General features: G+C 39.7%; 21 protein-coding genes. 13 read left to right on the top strand and 8 right to left on the bottom strand.

Annotation, left to right across the window (positions count from 1 at the left end; translation table 11 throughout):
• The first annotated feature begins 58 nt into the window (after positions 1-58).
• Genes G8782_RS05295 through G8782_RS05260 form a run of 8 tightly spaced genes read left to right on the top strand, consistent with a single transcriptional unit; the run spans position 59 to position 11948 of the window.
• Entirely contained in the window at positions 59-2452 is a 2394-nt protein-coding gene (locus tag G8782_RS05295; RefSeq protein ID WP_172369843.1) for a hypothetical protein, read from the top strand.
• The gene (locus G8782_RS05290) at positions 2449-3393 is read left to right on the top strand and encodes an ABC transporter ATP-binding protein (protein ID WP_172369842.1); all 945 of its coding nucleotides are present in this window, start codon (positions 2449-2451) and stop codon (positions 3391-3393) included. The genes G8782_RS05295 and G8782_RS05290 overlap by 4 nt, the downstream gene beginning before the upstream one ends.
• Positions 3383-4225 carry an ABC transporter permease gene (locus tag G8782_RS05285; RefSeq protein ID WP_172369841.1) on the top strand — a complete coding sequence of 281 codons (843 nt, stop codon included), beginning with the start codon at positions 3383-3385 and terminating at the stop codon, positions 4223-4225. The genes G8782_RS05290 and G8782_RS05285 overlap by 11 nt, the downstream gene beginning before the upstream one ends.
• Positions 4226-4240: 15 nt before the next feature.
• A complete protein-coding gene (locus tag G8782_RS05280) occupies positions 4241-5707 on the top strand; it encodes a hypothetical protein (RefSeq protein ID WP_172369840.1) in 1467 nt (488 codons plus the stop codon).
• Between the two features lie 19 nt (positions 5708-5726).
• Complete coding sequence (locus tag G8782_RS05275) at positions 5727-6719, top strand: AAA family ATPase (RefSeq protein WP_172369839.1); 993 nt, start codon at positions 5727-5729, stop codon at positions 6717-6719.
• A complete protein-coding gene (locus tag G8782_RS05270; protein ID WP_172369838.1) occupies positions 6719-7591 on the top strand; it encodes a DUF58 domain-containing protein in 873 nt (290 codons plus the stop codon). Before G8782_RS05275 ends, G8782_RS05270 begins: the two co-directional genes overlap by 1 nt.
• Before the next feature lie 12 nt (positions 7592-7603).
• Positions 7604-9367, top strand: coding sequence for a vWA domain-containing protein (locus G8782_RS05265; protein ID WP_172369837.1), 1764 nt, complete (start codon positions 7604-7606; stop codon positions 9365-9367).
• The gene (locus G8782_RS05260; protein ID WP_172369836.1) at positions 9351-11948 is read left to right on the top strand and encodes a VWA domain-containing protein; all 2598 of its coding nucleotides are present in this window, start codon (positions 9351-9353) and stop codon (positions 11946-11948) included. The genes G8782_RS05265 and G8782_RS05260 overlap by 17 nt, the downstream gene beginning before the upstream one ends.
• A 28-nt stretch (positions 11949-11976) precedes the next feature.
• Here G8782_RS05260 and G8782_RS05255 read toward each other — a convergent pair whose 3' ends face one another.
• From G8782_RS05255 to G8782_RS05235, 5 genes are all read right to left on the bottom strand, one after another.
• The gene (locus G8782_RS05255; protein WP_172369835.1) at positions 11977-13191 is read right to left on the bottom strand and encodes an MFS transporter; all 1215 of its coding nucleotides are present in this window, start codon (positions 13189-13191) and stop codon (positions 11977-11979) included.
• Positions 13192-13623: 432 nt separating this feature from the next.
• Positions 13624-14697 (bottom strand): ABC transporter substrate-binding protein, encoded by a 1074-nt coding sequence (locus G8782_RS05250; RefSeq protein WP_172369834.1) that lies wholly within the window; start codon positions 14695-14697, stop codon positions 13624-13626.
• A complete protein-coding gene (locus tag G8782_RS05245; protein ID WP_172369833.1) occupies positions 14694-15494 on the bottom strand; it encodes an ABC transporter permease subunit in 801 nt (266 codons plus the stop codon). The genes G8782_RS05250 and G8782_RS05245 overlap by 4 nt, the downstream gene beginning before the upstream one ends.
• Positions 15478-16302, bottom strand: coding sequence for an ABC transporter permease (locus G8782_RS05240; RefSeq protein ID WP_172369832.1), 825 nt, complete (start codon positions 16300-16302; stop codon positions 15478-15480). Before G8782_RS05240 ends, G8782_RS05245 begins: the two co-directional genes overlap by 17 nt.
• Entirely contained in the window at positions 16292-17398 is a 1107-nt protein-coding gene (locus tag G8782_RS05235; protein WP_172369831.1) for an ABC transporter ATP-binding protein, read from the bottom strand. The genes G8782_RS05240 and G8782_RS05235 overlap by 11 nt, the downstream gene beginning before the upstream one ends.
• A 266-nt stretch (positions 17399-17664) precedes the next feature.
• Between G8782_RS05235 and G8782_RS05230 the strand changes: the two genes are divergently transcribed.
• From G8782_RS05230 to G8782_RS05220, 3 genes are all read left to right on the top strand, one after another.
• Complete coding sequence (locus G8782_RS05230; RefSeq protein ID WP_172369830.1) at positions 17665-17988, top strand: hypothetical protein; 324 nt, start codon at positions 17665-17667, stop codon at positions 17986-17988.
• Between the two features lie 78 nt (positions 17989-18066).
• Positions 18067-18519, top strand: a complete 453-nt coding sequence (locus G8782_RS05225; RefSeq protein ID WP_172369829.1) for a TlpA family protein disulfide reductase — start codon at positions 18067-18069, stop codon at positions 18517-18519.
• A gap of 133 nt (positions 18520-18652) precedes the next feature.
• A complete protein-coding gene (locus G8782_RS05220) occupies positions 18653-19312 on the top strand; it encodes a potassium channel family protein (protein WP_172369828.1) in 660 nt (219 codons plus the stop codon).
• 179 nt (positions 19313-19491) lie between these two features.
• On the opposite strand, the gene rnjA is transcribed toward G8782_RS05220, so the two are convergent.
• From rnjA to def, 3 genes are all read right to left on the bottom strand, one after another.
• On the bottom strand, positions 19492-21159 hold the full coding sequence (gene rnjA / locus G8782_RS05215; RefSeq protein WP_172369827.1) for a ribonuclease J1: 1668 nt from the start codon (positions 21157-21159) through the stop codon (positions 19492-19494).
• A gap of 2 nt (positions 21160-21161) precedes the next feature.
• Positions 21162-21371 carry a DNA-dependent RNA polymerase subunit epsilon gene (locus G8782_RS05210; protein ID WP_172369826.1) on the bottom strand — a complete coding sequence of 70 codons (210 nt, stop codon included), beginning with the start codon at positions 21369-21371 and terminating at the stop codon, positions 21162-21164.
• Positions 21372-21636: 265 nt separating this feature from the next.
• Entirely contained in the window at positions 21637-22194 is a 558-nt protein-coding gene (gene def, locus G8782_RS05205) for a peptide deformylase (protein WP_172369825.1), read from the bottom strand.
• A 136-nt stretch (positions 22195-22330) separates the two neighbouring features.
• Here def and G8782_RS05200 point away from each other — a divergent pair, with 136 nt between their 5' ends.
• Complete coding sequence (locus G8782_RS05200) at positions 22331-22972, top strand: YkyA family protein (protein WP_172369824.1); 642 nt, start codon at positions 22331-22333, stop codon at positions 22970-22972.
• A 271-nt stretch (positions 22973-23243) separates the two neighbouring features.
• Complete coding sequence (pdhA, locus tag G8782_RS05195; RefSeq protein ID WP_172369823.1) at positions 23244-24359, top strand: pyruvate dehydrogenase (acetyl-transferring) E1 component subunit alpha; 1116 nt, start codon at positions 23244-23246, stop codon at positions 24357-24359.

The raw sequence follows: 24359 nt of genomic DNA, 5'->3' as shown, positions 1-24359 counted from the left end.
TATTTCTCGCTCATTCGTACTATTAAGAAAGACTCATACAAAACGGGGGCCGTAAATTATGTTGAAAAAGATTATGGGGTTTTTACTGGCAATCTTCATTTTTATTTTAATGATTCCAGGAGTTACGGCCTTGGCGAAGCCGGACCTAACGGTTAAAGTTTCTGCCGGAATTGACGGAAAAGCAAAGTATGAAAAAGGGGCTCCGATTTCGATTACGGTTGAAAATTCGGGAACCCATTTTAGTGGCGATTTAGTAGTAGATGTGATGGAGTCTTATCAACAAGGAATGGGCAGAGCTTTTCCCCTTGAAATTGGAACAGGGGAAACGAAAACAGTTTCTTTCATCGTCCATAATATGGAAGGTGTCGCTGGAATGTACGGCGGCCCAAACACGAAAACCATTTATTTCTATGAAGGCGGTTGGAAGAAAGGCAAGGAAATTAAACATTCGGGTGCACAGTCGCCAACAGCAACAATGTATCATGACGAGAAAATGATTTTGACCTTTACAAATAACATAGACAGACTTGTTTCGTTAAAAAGCGTAGACATCGGATCTTCTTCCAATGTTCAATTGATCGATTCGGAAAAAGTAGGCGTTATGAATTTCCCGGAAGATGCACGTGGTTGGGGTGTAATTGATTATATTATTTTAGATGAATATGCTTTTGCGGATTTGCAGAGCGAAAAACAACTTGCATTACTTGAATGGGTTGAAAATGGCGGAATTATAATAATAGGCAGTTCAGATAATTTGGAAGATGAAGTTGGCGTTTTTTCACCTTATTTACCTATGAAGTTGACTGGACAAATTGACATTGTACCGACTGTGTTAAATGAATGGGCGAATACAACTGGGTTCGAGGAAGAAATTCGTGTATATTCATCCGAACTAAATGAAGATGCTGTCACGCTCGTTCAGGAAAAAGATGATTTGCTTGTTGCACATAAAAAGCTGGGGCAAGGACTTGTAATTCAAACTGCATTTTCCCTAGGAGATGAGCCTCTTGCGAAGTCCCCTGGAATGACAGCTTTTTGGAATGCATTATTTACTGCTGGAGAAAATGTTATTTTTTCTCCATTTAACCAATATGGGCATGACCCGTTGAATCAACTTTCCTACACGGTTGGTCACTCCAATGAATTATTTTCATCTTTTAAAGTTTCTGCGCCCTTAATTTTCGGAATTATCGCACTGTATATTATTATCATAATTCCGATATTGTACTTTATATTAAAACGTAAGGATAAGCGTGAATATGCATGGTGGATTATACCTGCGATTGCATTATTGACCTCTGTTGCAATTTTTGGTTATGGTGCGAAAGATCGGATTGGTCGAGCACAAATTCAACATACGGCGATTTTAAATGTAGAAACAGACGGAAATATTAAAGGCTACTTCGCCGAATCGCTACTGTCAAATAAATCTGGTAATTATATCTTTAAAGCGCCGCACGGAACATCGCTAACCGCCTCGCCTCAAAGTTTTATGTTTAATACGAGCGCGAACATGTTCCACAAACGAGCGATACTTGAAAATAATGCAGAAGGCACATCATTGCATTTCAGAAATGTTGGTTATTGGAATGTCGCATCGGTTTACGGCGAAACAAACTTAAAAGATGTCGGCGGGATTGTCAACGATTTATCATTTAAAACTGGAATGTTAGCTGGATCGATTACAAATGATTTTCCATTTGAGTTAAAAGATGTCGCCATATGGGCCGGAAGCGATTTTATCTCCTTAGACGATATTGGAGCAGGGGAAACCGTTGAAATTAATGAAACGTTAAAAACGACCCTATTAGGTCCAAGATTGCCATATCAAGCAATGTACTCGACCGCAGCCAATGACGATCTAATGAAAATACGGAAAAATAACGCCCTGACATTTTTCAGTGACAATATGAGTTTATCAAACAAACCTGTTCTTATCGGTTATACGGATACGCAAGTAGTTCCAGTCACACTAGAAAATGTTAAAACTTCACTATCTGCATTAACGATGATTGTCCATCCCATAAAGTCAGAACATATTTTACAAGGGAAAATCACGGCTGATGAAAATATGATCGAAATGTATATGGCAATTAGCGAGCAAGGATATGATTACTATATTATCGAAAATCCGATAGAGGAAGCCTATCAGGAAGGGATCGAATATACACAGACATGGAGGTTGCCTGAAGAATTAGTAACAACGAAGGTTGACTGGGCAACAATGAAGTTATCCAATCTTGATAATCAATTATACAGGAGCAAACTCTTGAATAACCGGACTGGCGAATACGAGTTAATCGAATCAAATGAAATGATTATCACTGAAAATATAATGGACTATATAACTGAGGATGGGATTCTCTCCCTCCATATAATATTTAATAGTGGAAGATACAGTACTGGAGAAGTTCTCCCGAAATTGGAATTAGTAGGGGAGGTGTCTAAATGATTCAGATAAAAGGCGTAACAAAAAAATACGGGAATTTTAAAGCATTAGATGATATTAACTTGTCTTTAGAAGAAGGAACTGTTTTTGGCTTTGTCGGTGCGAATGGCGCTGGGAAATCAACTATGTTTTTAATACTTGCGACACTGTTACAACCAACATCGGGCGAATTATTTATAAATGGAATTAGCGTTCGAAAAAACCCTACGGAAATTCGGAAAATGATTGGGTATATGCCAGATTTCTTCGGAGTTTACGATCAACTAAAAGCGGAAGAGTATTTAGATTTTTATGCTGCAAGTTACGGAATCTCTGATTCTGAACGGCAAAAAATAATTCCTCAACTATTGGAACTTGTTAATTTGACGCATAAACGTTATGAATACGTCGACTTGTTATCTAGAGGGATGAAACAAAGATTATGTTTGGCGCGAAGCCTTATCCATGATCCCAAAGTCCTTATTTTAGACGAACCTGCGTCGGGTCTTGATCCTAGGGCTCGGGTTGAAATGCGCGATATTTTAAAGTCTTTGAAAAAAATGGGGAAGACAATTTTAATTTCTTCGCATATATTGCCTGAGCTAGCTGAGATGTGTGATGAAATTGGAGTAATAGACAATGGCAAAATAATTGCGCACGGTTCGGTCAGTGAGATTCAAACGCAACTCCGGGGCGAAAAAGTGATTACAGTGAATATGATGAAGGCAATTGAACAGCAAACCATTCATTTTTTCGAAGAGAATCCATTCATTATGAATATTGAAAAGTTAGAGATGAATAATGGAATTAGTTTTTCATTTAAAGGAACAGACGATGATCAAGTTGATTTACTGAAAAATGCGATGGCAAATGACATTCCGATTCTTTCGTTCACAGAACATGTCACAAATCTAGAAGATGTATTCATGGAAATAACGAAAGGAGCGAGTGAAGATGAAGCTTAATATAAATAATCCAGTATTATCGAAAGAAATAAAGTTGAGATTCAGGTCGCCTAAAAGTTTTAACGGAATTTTGTTTTATTTAATCGTTATGTGTATTTTTGTATTTGGTTTTATCTTCGTAACGATGAGTGTAAATCGAACGAGTTATTTCACGCCGGATGAGAGCTTTTTTCTGTTTATGCTACTTTCGTTTATCCAACTAGGTTTAGTATTATTTATCAGTCCGGGACTGACAGCTGGGGTAATTAGTACAGAAAGGGAAAAACAGACGTTGCCCATTTTGCTGACGACATCCCAAAGTTCTTTTCAGATTATTGCAGGTAAATTACTGTCATCAATTGCTTTTTTATTACTACTGATTTTTGCTGGACTTCCGATTTATAGTCTTGTATTTTTATTCGGCGGAATTTCTCCTTTAGATTTCGGTCTGGTGTTTTTATTTTTATTTGTCACATTATTTGCCATCGGCAGTCTTGGGGTTATGTTTTCAACAATCATTCGCCGTACGATTGTATCGATGATCGCAACGTATGGGACAATGCTATTTTTAACGACTGTCACAGGTTTTCTAGCTATGATGTTTGCTCAGTTGATGTCGTTAAGTACAAGTGCGGTTCCGACATCATTCCCAGCCTACTTTTTAGCTTCGATAAATCCTGGTGTACTAATGGCTTCATTATTAACACCGGATATCGAGGAGGCCATTACTTCATTTACAGTTATTGACTTCCCGATTTGGGGAACCTATTTAATATTTTATTTATCAATTACGGTGCTGTCATTGTTCATCGCGGTTAAAAACTTGCGTGTTAATATGAAACGGCATAAATAAGAGGAGGTTTGGCGAATGGATAGAAAATCTACAATACACAAATATATTCATGCTGCATTGCTTCGTCTTCGTATCGAGAAACTCGTCTATACGTTGCAATCGGGAATATTCTTTGCCGTTGTTAGTTCGGTCTTGGTATTTGTGCTTTCGAGGCTGTTCGTCATTCCTTATTATGAGCGGTTTGCAATCATCCTAGCGGTTCTTGCCTTAGTGGGAACTGCTATTTATTCTGTCTACAATAGAGTGAGTGAAAATGAAGCGACGCGACAACTTGATCGATATATTCCGCATAATCTCCTGTTAACTGCAGTTTCAATTCAAGAAAGTGATTCTTTATTGGCATCACCCATAATCGAAGAGGCTAATTTAAAAGTTTTAAGGGCTTTTGACCATTTTAAAAGAAGAGAAAAAAAGTTAGTGAATCTAAAAGTGTTAATCGCCACAATCGTTAGTTCTGCAATTTTAATTCTTTTAATTTCTTTTCCATCGGAAGCGCAAATTGAAGCGGAGGCATTTGAACAAGAAAAGAAAATTGTAGATGAGATGAAAAAAGAAGTTGAAAAGTTAATCGAAAAAGAAAAGATGCCGGAAAATAAAAAGGCGCTAGAAGATTTATTAGTTGATTTAAAGGAAGCTGAGTCATCTGAAGAAGCATTGAAAGATTTGGTGAAAAAACAAAAAGAAATTCAATTACAAGAATTGAGGCTAACTGAAAAGAAAAAACTTGCTGACGAGCCTACTAGTCAATCGGATGGACTTTCTGAAGCGGAGGAACAAGAATTAACGGCGCTAAAAGAACTGGCGACAAGCCTTGCGAAGAGTGTCGAGAAAACAAATACAGCTTTAAGTAAAATTGGAAAGAGCATGGCATTACCCGCACTAGCAGAAATGACTGATTCATCTGCGAGCAATGGTGAAGGCCAAGGAGAAGGGCAAGACGAGGGCGTGGGCCAGGGCCAGAGTAAAGGCGAAGATGCAGATAAGGAAAAAGGTAAAGAAGAAGGTAAAGGGCAGGGTGAAGGCCAGGGTGAAGGCCAAGGTCAGGGTCAAGGCCAGGGTCCAGGTCAAGGCCAAGATCAAGGCGAAGGCCAAGGCCAAGGTCAAGGTCAAGGCCAAGGCAAGGGTCAAGGTCAAGGTCAAGGTCAAGGTCAAGGCCAAGGTCCAGGCCAGGGTCGAGGTCCAGGCCAAGGTTCAGGCCAAGGTTCTGGAATTGGAAAAGGATCCGGAGGGCGTGACTTGCTTTCCATTCCTTCTGAGCGGATTGGCGCGGCACAAAACCCTATTGTTGATGGTGGAAACCTCAATGAAGGGGAATTAGCGGAAGAGCGAGAGTCATTCGGACTTACTGAAAGAGGAGCTATACGACCTTATAACGAAGTGATTGGAAATTATAAAAAATCTTATTTGGAAAGTACTGAGAAAATGAATTTATCGCCAGATTTACAACGTGTCCTTTCTAATTATTTTTCATCGATTGAATAGAAGAAATGGGAGTGAAGTTATGCCTTACACGCAGGAACAATTTAAAGAAATGAGCGAAAAGCTGGGAAGAGTGAAAAGTGAAATTGGTAAATTTATTGTCGGCCAGCATGAGGCCGTTGAGTTTTCGTTATATTCGATTTTAGCTGATGGTCATGCACTTCTTGAAGGGTTGCCTGGGTTGGGGAAAACAATGCTTATTCGGACAATATCCGATGTGCTCGATCTCTCATTTTCAAGAATTCAATTTACTCCGGACTTGATGCCAGCTGATATTACGGGAACAAGTATTATCGAGAGAGATGAAGATGGAAAGCAGCATTTTGTATTTAAAAAAGGGCCTATTTTTAGTCAAATGGTGCTTGCCGATGAGATTAACCGGGCTACACCAAAAACACAAAGCGCCTTGCTTGAAGCGATGGGTGAAAAAACAGTTACAGTCCTAGGGGAAACGCGAGAAATGGCGCGTCCATTTTTCGTCTTGGCAACACAAAACCCAATTGAAATGGAAGGAACGTATCCACTGCCGGAGGCGCAAATGGATCGCTTTCTTTGTAAAATTCTATTACCGTTTCCGGAGAAAACAGAGTTGAAAGAAATAATGATGCGAACAACGGGTTCTAAGGAAATTAAAATAGAAAAAGTGATGAATGCTGAAGAAATTGTTATAGCCCAGCAGATGGTAAAAGAAATCATCATCGCCGACGAAATGATCGATTATGCGGTTGACCTAATTTCTGCAACTCACTTCAAGGAAGACACAAGCGGCGAATGGACCAATTATGTTCAATACGGCAGCGGACCTAGGGGGTTGCAATCAATAATTAAATTAGCAAAGGCTCGAGCATTCATCGCGGGAAGATTACATGTTTCAATCGCGGATATTAAAATTGTCGCTCTCCCGGCGCTTCGTCATCGTATTTTAATCAATTATGAAGGTGAAGCAGAAGGATTGGAAGTTGATCATCTCCTACTAAAATTACTGGAAGACGTGAAGCAAGGAGCATCCGTCTAATGACTGAAGAACTAATTCCAAATCAGCTCTTAAATCGATTAGGCGCGCTATCAATTTCGACAAAGTCTGGAAGGCTTGGCCATCATAAAGGGACGCACCGGTCTAGAAAGACGGGTTCTTCACTAGAATTTTCGGATTTCAGGGAATATCACTTAGGTGATGATCTTCGTCACATCGATTGGAATGTGTATGCACGAACAGGTCAACCATTTATAAAGCAATTTCTTGATGAACAAGAAATGCGTATCCATATCGTGTTGGATTCAACAAAATCCATGCAGGTAGAGGGAAAGTGGGATTATGCTCGTCAACTTTGTGCTGGTTTAGGCCATATTGCGTTAAAAAGCGGTGATACCGTTTCTGTTTCAACTCGGATTCATGGACAAAATCGCCTCATACGAAAAAAAGGGATTCTGCAACGGGCCGCTATCACTAAATTTCTATCGTCAATTGAAGAACCGAATTCAGAAAGTGGATTTACAGACAACTTATTTGGCCATATTCCAAAAGCAGTAACGGTTTTATTTCTGGTGACGGATGGGCTAGAGGAAACGGATAACTGGGAGCATTTATTTAAAAGGCTGAGAGGTATTTGCAATGATGTGCGTGTTATCCTCGTGCAGTCAAAATCAGAGGAATTGCCATCGTTTGAAGGGGACGTTCGATTGGTTGATATTGAAAATGAGGACAGCGTCGAGGTTACAATGACAAATCGTTCCATTTGCCAATACATTGAGGCGAAAGAAATCCACGAAGGAAAGTTATTCGCGCTTAGCAAAAAGTATGGTATTCAGATTATCCATGGACATGTCCATGTTGGCGTCATGACGCTCCTCACAAAAAAGATGCGCCAAATTGGTTGGCTAGAATAGGGGGAAAGGTCATTGGGATTTGCTAATTTGATTAACAGTTGGACAGTTCTTTTCCCGATAGCCGTCCTCCTGTATTATTTTTTTCGTAAAAAATATGAAGTGAAAACAATATCATCGACAATGTTTTGGGAACAGTCGATGCGTGAAACAAAAGTATCCCCCTATTTGAAAAATCTTCAAAAAAACGCGTTGTTTTATCTGCAAATGGCGACGTTATTGCTATTATTATTTATTTTGTTGGCCCCTTTTATGATAAAAGAAGAAGCGATTCATGGACAAACGATTGTCGTCATGGATACATCAGCCAGTATGCTTGTGGAAAAAGACGGGCTATCATTGTTTGATAAACATAAAGAAGCGATTAAAAAAATGGTAACTGAACGGTCAGGCCAACCGATCACGATTGTATCGACAGGGAAAGAACCGATGACTGTCATTCGAGAAGAAAAGAATGCAGAAGAGGTACTTTCGGCAATAAATCAATTAGAAGTTTCGTATGAACATGAATTTATGGAAAGAGCTATAGAGTTCGCACAGTCGATTGCAGCGGATAGTGAAGTAGATATTCATATTTTTACAGATTCACTGAATCAGCAAGTTCTTCCCGAAGCAAACGATACAATGGCATGGACAGTGAATGCATCCGATCTCAATTATCGTAATGTTTCAATTGATAAATTTGGGGCTGTCGCCACGCCTGATGGAACAGAGGCGATTATTAAACTTCTGAATCGAACAGAAAAAAATATTGACGGCAATATTATTCTGCTTGATCCCATAACGAAGACAACGCTCGTAAAAGATGCTTTCATGGTCGAAGGCGAACAGGAGTTACTTCTGTCATTTAAAGATTTACCAACTAGTTTAGCTTTAACTGCATCAATCTTAGTTGACGATGATTACGCCGCTGATAACGAAGCGCATATAAGCCTTGGCAATGAAACAACTCATGCGATCATAGATAACCAGTTGCATGAGCTTATTAAGAAAGCATTCGAAGCCGTTGGTTTATCTGTTTCCACGGGATCGAAAAATGAATTGACTGCAGCTATGGATGATTCGATTGTCGTTACAAACGATGCAGCATACCTGCTATCGGGAACTAAGCCAATCATTCTCATCGGCAGGAATGATGAAAACCCGGAAGAGGTTACGGGTGTGATTTCGACAAAGTCAGATTCATTATTTTCTATTGCGGATCTTTCGAATGTCTATGTAAGTGAGATATACCCAGCTTTCGATGAATTTCAAACGATAGCGATGATTGGAAACAAACCTTTTATCCAAAAATCGAGCCGCGGCGATATTATTATACTAGCGGATGTCGAAATGACTGATTGGCCGCTCCATGCCTCATTTCCACTTTTTATATGGAGTGCGATTGAGCAAGTCGGTGCAGAAGGAAATGCGATAGGGACATTTACTCCCAATGAAAGAAAGGCTGTCCTCTCAAGCGGCCAATCAGGAATTGAAGTCTTCACTGTTGATGACGAATACGTAACATCATTTACGGATACCTCAAGTTTCATCGCACCGCAACTTCCAGGTGTTTATAAAGCGCGAGCCGAAGCAGCTAATGAAAAAATATTCACGGTTCAACTCGAACATGAAGAGCTGGATTTGAAAACGGGATCATCTTATCGGATTGGCAAAGCGATTAGTGGTGAGGGAACCGTAGAGAATAAATGGATGTTTGGCAAGTACTTCATATTGCCGGTGTTACTTTTACTGTTGATGGAATGGGAGGTGCAGCGAAGACGTGGATATCCGCATTGAACAACCATTATGGCTACTCCTCTTCATTCCGATAGGACTTTATATGATCTATACATGGCGGTCATCGGGACAAAGAATAAAAAGCCGCAGCTCCATTTTATTTGTATTGCGCGGCATTGCAGTTGCTATACTTATTTTTGCCTTGACATCTCCGTATTTGACGCTTCGGGTTACTCAGGAACAAGTATTATTTGTCGTGGACCGATCCACTTCTATCGAAGAAGTCGGATCGGCCGCAGATTCATGGATAATGGAAAGTTTGAAGGGAAGAAAAACAAATCATTCCGTCGGCGTTTATTCTTTTGCCGAAAATTTTCGCACCGATGTGAAACTCACCAATATGGATGTCGTCGTTCCAGTGACTGATCATATGGAGAAAAATGAAGCAACCGATATTGCAAAAGCTATCGACTTATCTTCAGCCCTTGTAAATCGTAATTTAGCTACGCGCATCGTTTTGTTATCAGATGGATTGGAGACAGCAGGGTCCGTCGAAAAAATACTGCCTAAATTCAAAGATAAGCGAACAGTGATTGATACCGTACTGTTAGAACGTCCTGCTGGGTCCGACGCATCGATTACTTCATTTGAAACACCAAGAACTTCTTATGCTGGCGAGCAACAATTACTCCGCGTAGAAATCGATGCTTCGGAACGAACTAACGGTACTTTATTAATTTATGAAAATGATCAAATGATTAGTGAGCAAGAGGTACAACTCGAGCAGGGTGGAAATGTGTTTTCCGTAAGAAGGGCTTCAAATAACGAAGGATTGTTGAAGTATGAGGCAAAGCTTGTTGTTGCGGACGATAAAATATTAGAAAATAATCGCATGATTTCAGTAACGATGATCAAAAGTTCTCCGCGTGTTCTCGTTGTTGAAACTGACCGAAATCCATCCATTATTCCATCGTTTCTTGACCAGGAAGCGATGGATGTTGAAAGAATCAATGCGAACTTATTGCCAGAAACACTCTCCGGATATATGGGCTATAGTGCGATTATTTTTGATAATGTTCCGGGCCATACTGTCGGCGAAAAACGGATGACAATTATCGAACAGGCGGTAAAAAGTTTTGGAACAGGATTCATGATGGTTGGAGGAGAGGAAAGTTTTGGTCTCGGGGGTTATTTCAAATCGCCGATTGAGCGACTTCTTCCAGTCGAAATGGAAATCAAGGGTAAAGAACAACTTCCTTCTCTTGGGTTAATCATTGTACTGGACCGGTCGGGCAGTATGGAAGGTTCGAAAATAGTTCTAGCGAGAGAGGCTGCCGCCCGTTCAGTCGAACTCCTTCGGGAAGATGACACTTTTGGTTTTATCGCCTTTGACGATAAGGTTTGGAACATTATCCCGCTAGCAACATTAGGAGATAGAAATGTGGCGATTGAGAAAATCCTATCAGTTTCAGCGTTAGGCGGAACTGATATATATCCGGGAATGAAACAAGCCTATGATGATCTCACGAATTCCGATTTGCAACGTAAGCATATAATTTTATTAACAGATGGACAATCAGAAATGCCACCGGGTTATGAGGATGTAATTGCTGATGGAAAAGGAAGTAATATTACAATGTCAACGGTCGCAATTGGTAGTGATGCGGACCGAAGATTGTTGGAAAGCCTTGGGGAAATCGGTGGCGGCAGGTTCTATGATGTCATTGATGAATCAACTGTTCCGGCAATCTTATCGCGAGAAACTTCAATGATGACAAGAACCTATATCGAAGATAATCCTTTTCACATGTCGCTCGGAGGTGTTCCTGAATGGAATCCATTGTTCTTAGAAGGAGTTCCGGAAATGAATGCCTATATCGCAACAACATTGAAAAATACGGCGACATTGATTGGTGAAAGCCCTAAAGAAGATCCAATTTTATCGGAATGGATGTATGGTCTTGGAAGAACTATTGCATTCACGTCAGATTCCACAGGTAAATGGACCGGGGACTTTGCACAATGGGAAGGTTATGGTGACTTTTGGAATACGGCCGTAGGAAGGCTTCTGCCGTCGTATGAAGATGTGCCATACATTATCACTCATGAGCACGGGGGAACGTATACGGTGATGGACAGCTCGCGTAGCGCCGCGTTTCTTGACGTTTCAATCATTGATGAAAAAGGTGTCGAGGTACCATTCACAACCGAACCGTTGGCACCGGGTAAAATGCGCGTTACTGTCGATGCGAATCCAGGACTTGTGTTTTTTGGTGTATCAGATGATAAAGGCGGTTATTTTGAAGCTGGGATATCCGTACCTTATAACGAAGAGTACAAAAGGATTCCGCCAAATGTGAAGTTGCTTGAAAAAATCGCTGACTCGACGGGTGGAATCATGCTCGATAATCCCGCTGATGCATTTCGCAGCCATTCATTTAGAAGCGGGGAAAAGAAATTGATTGCAGAAGGGCTTCTTCTGGCGGCGATGATTTTCTTTTTTATCGATATTACACTACGCCGGTTTGGATTTTTTAAAGGCTTCGGAGCAAAAAGGATTGTCGTGGAGGATGTAATAAATCCATCAACGACAGCAGAAGAAAGTTTTGCCGAGTTATTGAAGAATAAACGAAAAAGATAAATATTAACAACAAAAAACGTTAGACCTTTTAAGGGCCTAACGTTTTTTGTTGTAGGAGCGGGTTAAGTAAATTCGAATTTCGCTTTGACCAAAATAAGGCAATCGAGAAACAAATTAATAAGATAATGGTTCCAATAATATAAGGATAAATAATATTAACATCAAACAATATTCCCGCTAATGCAGGTCCAATCATATTTCCGAGACTCATATATGCAGTGATCATTCCTGCCGCGAACCCTTGTTCATCACCTGCTAGTTTCGAAACTAGTGTATTAACAGCGGGACGCAGTAGTGCAGTTGCTGTGAAAAAAACCGTGGCTACAACCAAAATCATGGAAAATGAATTAACAAATAATATCCAAAGCATCGCTATTGCTGAAATAACAAGATTGACTAGGATGACACGCATTTCACCAAACCGTTTAAATAACGGCCCAATGATAAATGTTTGAGCTATCGTACCGACGAATCCGCCGACTGTGATGATTACAGCAATTTGAGAAATTGTATATCCGTATTTATGGTCAACATATAAAGAAATTGTCGATTGGAAATTGGCGAGTCCGAATGAGAAGACGAACATGACAATGAACATGACGAAATAGGGAGTAGCCGCGGAACGCTTTAATTGCTGAAAGATATTTTCATGCTTAGGTGCAACACCCATTTCGTGCGTGACAATCGGTTTGGGATTTGGCAACGCAAAAAATGAAACTATTGCAGCGATGATTGCTACCGATGCGCCGATCATAAAAGGGAATTGTAAACTAACCTTGGAAAGGACACCGCCAATGCCGGGTCCAATCATGAATCCGAATGACATGGAGGCTGCTAATAACCCCATTCCTCTTCCTCGTTTTTCAATCGTCGTGAGATCCGCGACAAAAGCCATCGTCGGCGGAAGAATGAAAGCAGCACCTAATCCTGAAAAGAATCTAGAAACAAATAACATCCACAACTCAGTAGCCATCCCGAAAATCAGCTGCGATATACCATAGACGACCAATCCTACGATAATCAGATTTTTACGACCATGTTTATCGGATAGGTCTCCTGCAATCGGAGAAAAGATAAATTGGGAAAATGAAAACATTGCAATCAGGAAGCCCAGAACTTGTCCGGCCACACCAAATGTGCCTAAGTACTCCGGCATTATCGGGATGATAAGACCAATTCCCGACATCGTAACGAATGTATTAAACATTAGTATGTAAAGTGCAAAATTAGTTGATTTGGCCATAACGCATCCCAGCTTTCTAAAACGTTTCGAGTTACAAAGAATTTTATCATATGTCGATGACGATTACACTTTACATAAACGAAAGAGCTTATTTAAGGTGAACGTTTCTTAGTTATCGCGTAACGTTTCCAAGTTTGGGCAAAACGTTTCCTTCTCTCGTGCGAACGTTTCTTAGTTGTCAGGAAACGTTTCCAGGTTTGACCAAAACATTTCCTAGTTTCGATAACGTTGCTTAGTTTGGGCAAAACGTTTCCTTCTCTCATGCGAACGTTTCTTAGTTGTCAGGGAACGTTTCCAAGTTCGACCAAAATGCTTCCTAGTTTCGATAATTGCCTAGTTTGACCAAAGCGTTTCCTTCTCTCGATAACGTGTTTAGTTTAGGAATATGCCCGTTCCAAAACAAAAAACCACCCAAGTTAGGGTGGTTGTGGTTCATTGCAAATCCATCTTCAAACCGAGGAATAGCTCGTTGTAGGTTCCGAGCATCTCAAGACCAAGATTTTTATAGACCTCAAGATGATTCCTTGCTTCTTCATCAGGATAATATCTTTCGTCTTGGATTACTTCTGGATCCATAAAATCCAACGCTGCTAAATTAGGTGTGGAGTAACCGACATAATCCGCGTTTTGAGCAGCAATTTCCGCATCTAACATAAAGTTAATAAAAGCATGAGCGCCGTCGATGTTTTTCGCAGTTCGAGGAATGACCATATTGTCAAACCATAAATTTGAACCTTCTTCGGGCACTGCATAGTCGATATCTTCATTATCCCACATCATATCCGCAGCTTGGCCCGACCAAGTTAAAGCAACAGCAGCTTCGCCGTTAACCATTAATTGCGTTATTTCGTCGCCAATAATCGCTTTAATATTCGGTTGAAGTGTTCTTAATTTATCAGCGGCTTCCTCTAATTCTGAAATATTCGTTGAGTTTAAAGAATAGCCAAGAGCGTTTAACCCCATGCCAATTACTTCTCGAGCACTATCAACTAAAACCACTTCTTGTTCAAGTGATGGATCCCATAAATCTTCCCAGCTTTCAAATGTTTGTCCATCAAGCAACTCGGGATTATATGCAATGCCTAAAGTTCCCCAAAAATAAGGAATAGAAAATTTGTTTTCAGGATCAAATGCCAAATCAAGAAAATAAGGATCGATATTTTTAAGGTTTGGGAGTTTGGCTTTGTCGATTGGTATTAGCAAATCAGATTCTTTCATTTTTTCAATTGCATATTCCGATGGAACAGCAATATCATACGTAGTTCCGCCTTGTTCTATTTTGGTCATCATCGCTTCATTGGAGTCAAATGTTTCATAAATAACTTTAATGCCTGTTTCTTCTTCAAATTGTTTAAGAAGAGCGGGATCCAAGTATTCTCCCCAATTAAAAACCGTAATTGAATTTTTGCCGGATGCTCCGCCAGTATTGGCGAGCTTTGCGTTGATAAAAATCAGAATAGCCGAAACGGCCAAAATCACGACTGATACACGAATAATATCTTTCATTTTCTCACCCCCGAAAATGGGTTTTTGGATTTTCGGTTAATGGCATAATACCCGAATACGAGTAAAAGTGTCACGATAAATATTAAACCAGAAAGAGCGTTGATCGTTAAAGTGACTCCGGCTCTAGCCATGGAGTAGATTTCAACTGACAGCGTTGAAAAACCGTTGCCCGTAACGAAGAATGTTACTGCAAAATCATCAAGCGAGTAAGTAAGGGCTAAGAAAAATCCTGCAAATATCCCGGGTTTTATAAAAGGGATAATCACTCGAGTCAACACATCGCGCCTAGATGCACCGAGATCTATTGCTGCATCGATTAACGACGGACTCATTTCCTGCAATTTTGGCAACACCATAATAACAACAATCGGTATACTAAAAGCGATATGCGAGATTAATACCGAAGCGAAGCCAAGCTTCACACCCACTAAAGTAAATAAAATTAAGAAAGATGCCCCGATAATAACGTCTGGACTAACAATCAGGATGTTATTCATCGAAAGAATAGCATTTCTCAAAGCCTTTTTCCGAATGAACGTAATCGTGACAGCACCCAAAACGCCAATTGCTGTGGAAACGAGCGCCGATAACAAAGCGACGACAATCGTGTTAATCAAAATCATGATAAGGCGGGTGTCCTCGAAAACGGCAGCATAATGTTCAAATGTAAATGATTCAAAGCCAGACATCGTTCCACCAGAGTTAAAAGAATAATAAAGCAAGTAGAAGATTGGCGTATATAAAATAATGAACACAAACGCTAGATATAGTTTAGGTAATTTACTTAATTTTCCCACTGCCGGCCGCCCCCTTTTCAGAACCACTCGTGAATAGCATGATTATGAACATGAATAGAATGAGGAACACAGCAATCGTCGATCCCATCCCCCAATTTTGAGCGACAAGGAATTGCTGCTCGATAGCCGTACCTAATGTAATTACTTTATTCCCAGCGATGAGTCGCGTAATCATGAACAACGAAAGGGCAGGGATGAAAACGACTTGAATCCCTGATTTAACACCGTTCATCGTCAATGGCAAGGTGACGCGTGAAAATGTCGTCCATGCATTTGCGCCAAGGTCTTGCGCTGCATCGATCAACGCCGGATTTAATTTATCTAACGAATTAAAAATTGGCAAAATCATAAACGGGATAAATATATATACCGCTACGAAAACAAAGCTGAAATCAGTAAACAGTAGTTGATGTTGTCCGATTCCGGCCATTTCAAGAAATGCGTTAATCGGTCCATAGAGACCAAATAGTCCGATGAAGGCGTATGTCTTCAAGAGTAAGTTGATCCAAGATGGAATAATGATTAACAATAGCCAAAGTTGTTTATGCTTCGTTTTCGTCAAAAAATACGCAGTTGGATATGCAAAGAGCAATGAGAAAAATGTGATGAGAAATGCATACCAAAATGAATTGACAATCAGTTTGAAATAGATTGATGTGAAGAAATTCCGATAGTTTTCTAATGTGAAATTACCGGCCAAGTCGAAAAAAGAATAGTATGTGATAAGCGCGATTGGTGCAATTACAAATAGAACAATCCAAGCCGCATAAGGAACAAATGACAAGAAACGGGTAGGCTTAGCGTTCATTGTCTGACCCTCCATAAGATTCGAGTCTAGCGTCAAACTCCTCTTCTGTTTCATTCAAACGCATGACATGAATATTTTCTGGCACGAAATCTAGTCCGACAGAACTTCCGACTTCAGCTTTTTTAGTTGAGTGAACGAGCCATTCGTTTCCGTCTTTATCGTATGTGGATAATTCATAATGGACGCCTCTGAATAATTGCGTGTCAACAGTAACTGTCAACTTGCCTTTTTCGACTGTCGTTAACACAAGGTCTTCAGGTCGGATAACGATATCAACATTTTCGTTCGGATTAAGTCCAGCATCAACACATTCGAATTTTTTACCCGTGAATTCAACTACAAAGTCCTCGATCATAATCCCGGGAACTATATTAGATTCTCCGATAAAGTCTGCAACAAAACGATTTAATGGTTCGTCATATATATCAAGAGGTGTGCCAGATTGTTGAATCTCTCCGTTATTAAGCACGAAAATTTCATCTGACATCGCAAGAGCTTCTTCTTGATCATGAGTAACAAAAATAAAAGTCTTTCCCAATCTTTTTTGTAAATCGCGAAGCTCATATTGCATTTCGGATCTTAGTTTCAAATCAAGGGCCGATAATGGTTCATCCAATAATATGACTTCAGGGTCGTTGACTATTGCGCGTGCAATAGCGACTCGTTGTCGTTGCCCGCCAGACATCTCAGAGATTTCTCGATTTTCATATCCTTCCAAGTTTACAAAAGCTAAAGCTTCTTTGACGCGTTTTTTCATTTCGTCCGTTTTTATTTTTTTTATTCGAAGACCAAATGCGATGTTTTCGAATACATTAAGGTGTGGGAATAGGGCATAATCCTGAAAAACCGTGTTAACTTTCCGTTCATTTGCAGGTACATCATTGATTTTCTTCCCATTAAATAAAATGGTTCCTTCAGTTGGTTCGATGAATCCCGCGATAAGACGAAGAATAGTTGTTTTTCCGCAACCTGATGGACCAAGAAGCGTATAAAATTTACCGCGTTCTAGTTCAAATGAAACATTATTTAAAACTATGGTATCCTCATCATATTTTTTTGTTACATTATCAAAGCGAATAATTGACTCGACTGACATAAGATCCCCCCTTATTTTTCTGAATACGTTTTTTACTAGAATGACATCAAACATTTTTAAAGTATACGAAAATCAGCGTAGAATGCAAGAACTTTTTTTATGAAATAAAATTTAATTCACCTGTTATTGTCCCATACGTTCATTCGTTAGTACACACATTTGACACAAATTTTTGGAAGTAGGTTATTCATCAAAATCTATTGAACGTTTCGCAATTGAATTCTTGCCATTCCATGGTACAATATAGCGGAAAAGGGGGGCGAACGATGGGAAAGAAAAAGGTTTTTTATTTAGACCCTGATGATAGAAAATGGACGATGGAAGACCTCGGTTTAAGTTGGGATGACTTGGAAATGACCGATGAAAAAATGGAATCATTTGAAGGTGTATTTTTTGCGAATAACGGAAAAATTATTGGTCGCATGGAATTGCCGAATCACTGCCCCGATTGTCTTGGAATATTATCTTATAACGATGAATTCGATTCGATCTATTGCGAGGCGTGCGATGAGTGGCGTGATAGCCCATGCACCGATCCTTCATGTGAATATTGCGCTATAAGGCCCGAAAAACCCTCCGACTGTAATTAACAGAAAACATTCCTAAGTAACTCCTTCCAATAATCTCAAAAGAAACAGTGGGGGATTTTAAACTTGAGGAGGATTTTGATGAGATTACGTGAGCCGATGCCGGAACTTGTTGGTGCAACAACTTGGCTTAATGGCAAGACTACAAAAGGAAAGCTTGTTGGGAAAAAGCCGACGCTTATTCACTTTTGGTCAGTAAGTTGTTATTTGTGTAAAGAAACTATGCTGGAAATCAATCATTTCCGAGACAAATATATGGACGACTTGAACGTCGTTGCAGTTCATATACCACGTTCCCCAGCAGATTTAAATTTAGATTTAATTAAATCGAGTGCTGATGAATATGATATTAAACAACCAGTTTTTGTTGATAATGCCCAAAAGTTGAGAGATGCTTTTGGCAACAAGGAAGTGCCTGCTTATTATGTTTTCGACAAAGATGGGAAACTGCGCCATTTTCAAGCCGGCGGTAGTGGCATGAAGATGCTCGAAAAGCGTATTCATCGCGTACTTGATGAAATGAAAGATTATTAAGAATTACTTTTATAGACATTTATTACTCGGTCCCGTCATTATTTGCGGCATCGAGTATTTTTGTTCTTTGAGCTACACGCGACTGTATGCTACACTATTCGCAACAGGGAACTCGATTAGGAGAGATGTTTGGATGAAAAAAGAATTTGTAGTAATCGGACTTGGGCGTTTTGGGGGAAGCATTGTAAAAGAATTGATTGTATTGGGGGCCAATGTGATGGCTATCGATATTTCTAGTGCTCGAGTGGATGAGTATGCGTTGATCGCAACACAAGCCGTTACCGCCGATACAACTGATGAATCTGTCCTGAAATCACTCGGGATACGGAATTTTGAACATGTGATTGTCGCGATAGGCGAAAATATTCAAGCGAGTATTTTAACAACACTGATGTTAAAGGAAATCGGCGTGCCTAAAATAACCGTTAAAGCGCAAAATGATTACCATGCGAAAGTGCTTCGGAAAATTGGTGCCGATAAAGTAGTGCACCCTGAACGTGATATGGGGATCCGGATTGCAAATAATATGGTTTCAAATAATATTCTTGATTACCTTGAGTTATCGGAAGAGCATTCCATAGCGGAAATAATGGCAAACGAAAGGTTAGTAGGGAAGACGTTAGTCGAACTCGATATCCGGGCGAAATACGGTATCAACATCGTTGCGATAAAACGCGGCAATGACATCGTTGTATCGCCACAAGCAATTGAAGAAATTCAAATAGACGATATATTAATTGTTATTGGGTCGGATCATGATATTCATCTTTTTGAGAAGAAATTATTTCATTAATAAAGCTGCATTATAAAATAGCGAGTGCTTGAAAGTTCGGTTTTTATATGTCTGCCAAGAAAAGTCAGCGTGGCATCCTCCACAAAAAATTAACATGAATAGAAAAAACAAAAAGTACAGAAGGAATTGTTGAAAATTCCTTCTGTACTTTTATTTTCGGGTCAAACCTATATTAATTGTTAAACTTCCAAAATCACCGGAAGGACCATTGGTTTTCTTTCTGTTTTCTCGTACAAATAGGGTCCGACAACATCTACGATTTCAGTTTTTAGTGAAGCTATCGTTGTAGATGAATTTGATAGTTTTCTTTGCAATTGTCTAGAAAGCATCCGTTGCGCATCATGGATCATCACGCCTGATTCTCGCATATAGACAAAGCCGCGCGAAATGATATCCGGACCTGAAACAATTCGGTTTTTCTTTTTATCAATTGTGGCCACTACGATAACTAGTCCATCTTCTGACAGCATTTTACGGTCGCGTAAGACAACGTTACCGATGTCGCCAATCCCGCTTCCGTCGATATATACATCCCCGGAAGGAATCCGTCCAGCGCGTCTAGCCGAATCTGCGGTTAGAGCGAGTACATCTCCGTTTCCTAAAATGAATGTATTTTCTTCTGGAATATCGCAATCTACAGCTAATTCTGTATGCATTTTCATCATTCGGAATTCACCGTGAATCGGCATGAAATACTTCGGTTTCATAAGACGTAGCATTAATTTTTGTTCTTCTTGTGAACCGTGACCAGAAGTGTGGATGTTATTAAGGGATCCGTGTAACACTTCAGCGCCAGCCCGAAACAGCGAGTTAATCGTTTTATTAATACTTAGCGTGTTTCCAGGGATGGGAGATGATGAAAAAATAACCGTATCACCGGGATGTATTTGAACTTGGCGATGTGTGCCATTTGCAATTCGTGATAATGCGGCCATCGGTTCTCCCTGACTGCCTGTACATAAAATCATTACTTCGCTAGCTTGGAGTCTATTTAATGAATGCGTGTCGACGAATAATTCTTTCGGAGCATCAATATAACCGAGTTCGCGACCTATGCGAATTGCATTGTCCATGCTTCGTCCAAATACTGCGATTTTACGGCCGAACTCTTGAGCCGCCTCAATTACTTGCTGCAATCTATGAATATTGGATGCAAATGTAGCGAAAATGATACGCCCATCAACTTTACGGAAGATTTCATTTAAACTATCGCCGACTTTACGTTCGGACATTGTAAAATTCGGGACTTCGGCATTGGTGCTATCGGATAGAAGACAAAGAACGCCTTCGCCGCCAATTTTAGCCATTTTAGTCAAATTTGCAGGTTCACCGACTGGTGTAAAGTCAAATTTGAAATCGCCAGTGTGCACGATGTTTCCAGATGGTGTTTTTACGACAACGCCGAATGCATCTGGAATACTATGCGTAGTGCGATAAAAACTGACCGAAGTTTTGCGGAATTTAATGATGTCATCCTCATCGATTGGAATCATTGTCGTAGATCTTAATAATCCGTGCTCTTCAAGTTTGTTTCGTAGTAAACCGAGCGCTAGTTTTCCGCCATAGACAGGAACATTTACTTTGCGAAGTAAATACGGAATCCCGCCGATGTGGTCTTCGTGCCCATGCGTAATGAAAAGTCCTTTGATTTTGTCGGCATTACGTTCGAGATAGGAGTAATCAGGAATAACATAATCGATTCCCAGTAGTTCATCTTCGGGAAATTTAATACCCGCATCAATTAAGATGATTTCGTCTTGAAACTGAACACCATACGTGTTTTTACCGATTTCGCCTAGTCCGCCTAGAGCGAAAACGCCTGTTTCATTATTTTTAATAGACTTCATTTTTATACCTGCTCGAGCTCGAAATGCGGTGAAGCCTTTTCAAATTCAAGGTGCTCTCCTTCAAGTAGTTGAATATACTCGATATTGAAGTTGCGACCTTTAAGAATTTCACGAACAGTTTTTTCTGAATCAGCTTCAATGTACATGCTTTTTGTATTTTCGCGGACGGGTACTTCTAGCACGTTTTCTTGGTAATAAACTTTGTAAATCATAATTTTTGCTCTCCTTTTAACGTTCAATTGGAATCATTCTCTATATAGTATCACGATATATAGGTAAAATAAAGAAAAGCCGACCATTTTATAGGCCGGCTATAAAAATTATGCGATTGTTTTTTTGCCGAGTATGCCATTAAGCCGTCTCAACACTTTGCGTTTTAGGCGTTTATACATGGCAGATCACTCCTTGACTATAAGTGTAAGTCATTCTGAACTTTCTGTCAAGTGGCTTCAATGATTATTCAGGAAATCAAAAAAATCAAGTTCTATCAAAGGGGATAGCGCCCGGAATTTCCTTGAAAGGTTCATTCTTATCAATATGATCATAGAACATAATTCCATTTAGATGATCCAGTTCATGTTGAAATGCGATTGCAGCAAGTCCGCGTAACCGTTTCTTAAATTCATTTCCATCTTTGTCGAATGCTTTAATAGTAATTCTTGAATAACGCGGAACAAAACCTTCAACGTTTCTGTCGACTGACAAACAACCTTCGCCAGATGTTAGATAGGTTTTTTCAACAGAATGGCTTATGATTTTCGGGTTAATTGCTATAAAGCTTAACGGATCGCCTTTGGATTCGGTAATATGGAGAGCAAACGCTCTTTTTGATACATTGACTTGGGGTGCTGCAAGCCCAACACCAGGACGCAAATTATATTTTTCAGAAATGGCTGGGTCATGACTATTTTTTAAATATGCGAGTAAGTCATCGCATAGTTTAAGCTCTTCAGTAGATAAAGGGAAGGTCATTTCTTCTGCTTTTTTTCGTAATGCTGGGTGACCTTCCCTTACTATGTCTTTCATTACTATCATCGTAAATTTCTCCTTTTATCTTTTATTATATACAATAGTATAAGCGAATGAAATCGAGTTAAAAAGGAATTTAGCATTTGGTTGAATTTATTGTCGTGAACAGATATAATTCAATGGAAATCGGAGGGGTATTATCGTGAGAAAATATATAGTTAGCTTCATATTAATCGGTACAATGTTTTTATCGGCATGTAATTTTGGATCTTCTACGGAGAAAGACCTTGCGGATGTACTATCGAAGTTGAATAGTGCTGAAGAAAAGTACCGCGAAGCCCAGGGGGAACTTTCTAGCCTCGAGAAGTCTGAGCAGACTCTTTTCAATGAAATCATTCAATTAACACAGGAAGAAAAAGAAGAACTTGAAACAAAAGTATCCGAAGTGGAAGAATCACTTGAAAAACGTTTAACTTTTCTTGAAGATGAAGAGACTTCTATAAACAAAGCGAAAGAATCTGTAGGGGCATTCGATGAAATTATAAATAAAGCGGATGATGAAACAATAAAAGCTGAAATAACGGAGTTAAGAGATTCTATTAACAATCGATATGATCTGCATTCGGACTTTGTTGAAAAATATAAGGTGTTAGCGGATTTACAAAAAGAACTTTATGGAATGCTTATTGATGAGAAAACAGAGGTTTCGAATTTACAAGAAAAGGTTACAGAAGTAAATAACCAAAACGAAGCAGTGAAAAAAGTGATTAATTCATTTAATGAAGCTACTGGCACGGTTAATAAGCTGAAAGATGACCTGTTCAATACATTAGCGGAAAAATAATTATCAAAAAGACTAGATTGTGTAGCAAAGCACTCTAGTCTTTTTTGATAATCTCTGTCAAAAAAAACGATTCTATTATAATACAGATTCGAGATTGTGCTAATACAGATTTATAATTTCTGTGAATTCAGGTATCTTTCTAGTGGTAATAGTCCATAGTTTACAATGTTTGACCGCGCCGATTCAATTACGTATACTAACAAGTGTGGAGTTTGTATCAATTAATACAACTATGTTTCATAATACAGTTGATAAAGGAGAGGTGCCGAAAATGGCTGCAAAAAAAGACAAGCAGTTTGATCCAGTGAAAACACTTCAAGAGATTGAAGATAAGTTTGAAATGGTTCAAATTTTGAATGAAGAAGGCGAAATCGTCAATAAAGACATGGATCCGAATATGAGTGACGAGGATCTCGTTGAGTTAATGACACGCATGGTATATACACGAATTCTAGATCAACGCTCAATCTCGCTTAACCGCCAAGGAAGACTTGGTTTCTACGCACCAACTGCGGGACAGGAAGCATCTCAAATCGCTTCTCACTTCGCATTAGAAAAAGAGGACTTCATATTACCGGGCTACCGTGATGTGCCACAGATGATTTGGCATGGTTTGCCATTGTCAATGGCATTCTTATGGTCTAGAGGTCATTACAAAGGGGGAGCGATTCCGGAAGGTGTAAATGTATTCCCTCCACAAATCATTATCGGAGCACAGTATATTCAAGCTGCGGGTATTGCACTTGGATTCCAAAAACGTGGGACAAAAGCAGTTGCGATGACTTATACAGGTGACGGCGGAACATCACAAGGTGACTTCTATGAAGGGATTAACTTTGCCGGTGCTTATCGTTCTCCTGCAATATTTGTTATCCAAAACAACCAATATGCGATTTCTACACCGCGCGATGTCCAAACTGCAGGTAAAACGCTTGCTCAAAAAGGAGTTTCAGCAGGCATTCCAAGTATTTTGGTCGATGGTATGGACCCGCTTGCGGTTTATGCTGCAACTAAAGATGCACGCGAACGCGCAGTTAACGGCGAAGGCCCGACATTAATCGAAACGTTTTGCTACCGTTACGGACCGCATACAATGGCCGGAGATGACCCGACACGTTACCGTACTTCTGAAACGGATAGCGAATGGGAAAAACGCGATCCATTACTTCGTTTCCGTAAATACCTAGAAGCGAAAGGTATCTGGAATGAAGAGCAAGAAGAAAAAGTAATTGAAAGAGCAACAGAAGATATTAGAGAAGCAATCAAAGAAGCAGATGCAGCTCCAAAACAAAAAGTGAGCGACTTTATTAACATTATGTATAAAGGCGAGCTTCCATATAACTTAAAAGAACAGCTTGAAATTTACACTGATAAGGAGTCGAAGTAA

This window comes from Sporosarcina jiandibaonis (genome assembly GCF_013184495.1).
GTDB lineage: Bacteria > Bacillota > Bacilli > Bacillales_A > Planococcaceae > Sporosarcina > Sporosarcina jiandibaonis.
The sequence above is the reverse complement of the archived record's forward strand: the minus strand, read 5'-3'. Positions and strand labels throughout refer to the sequence as shown.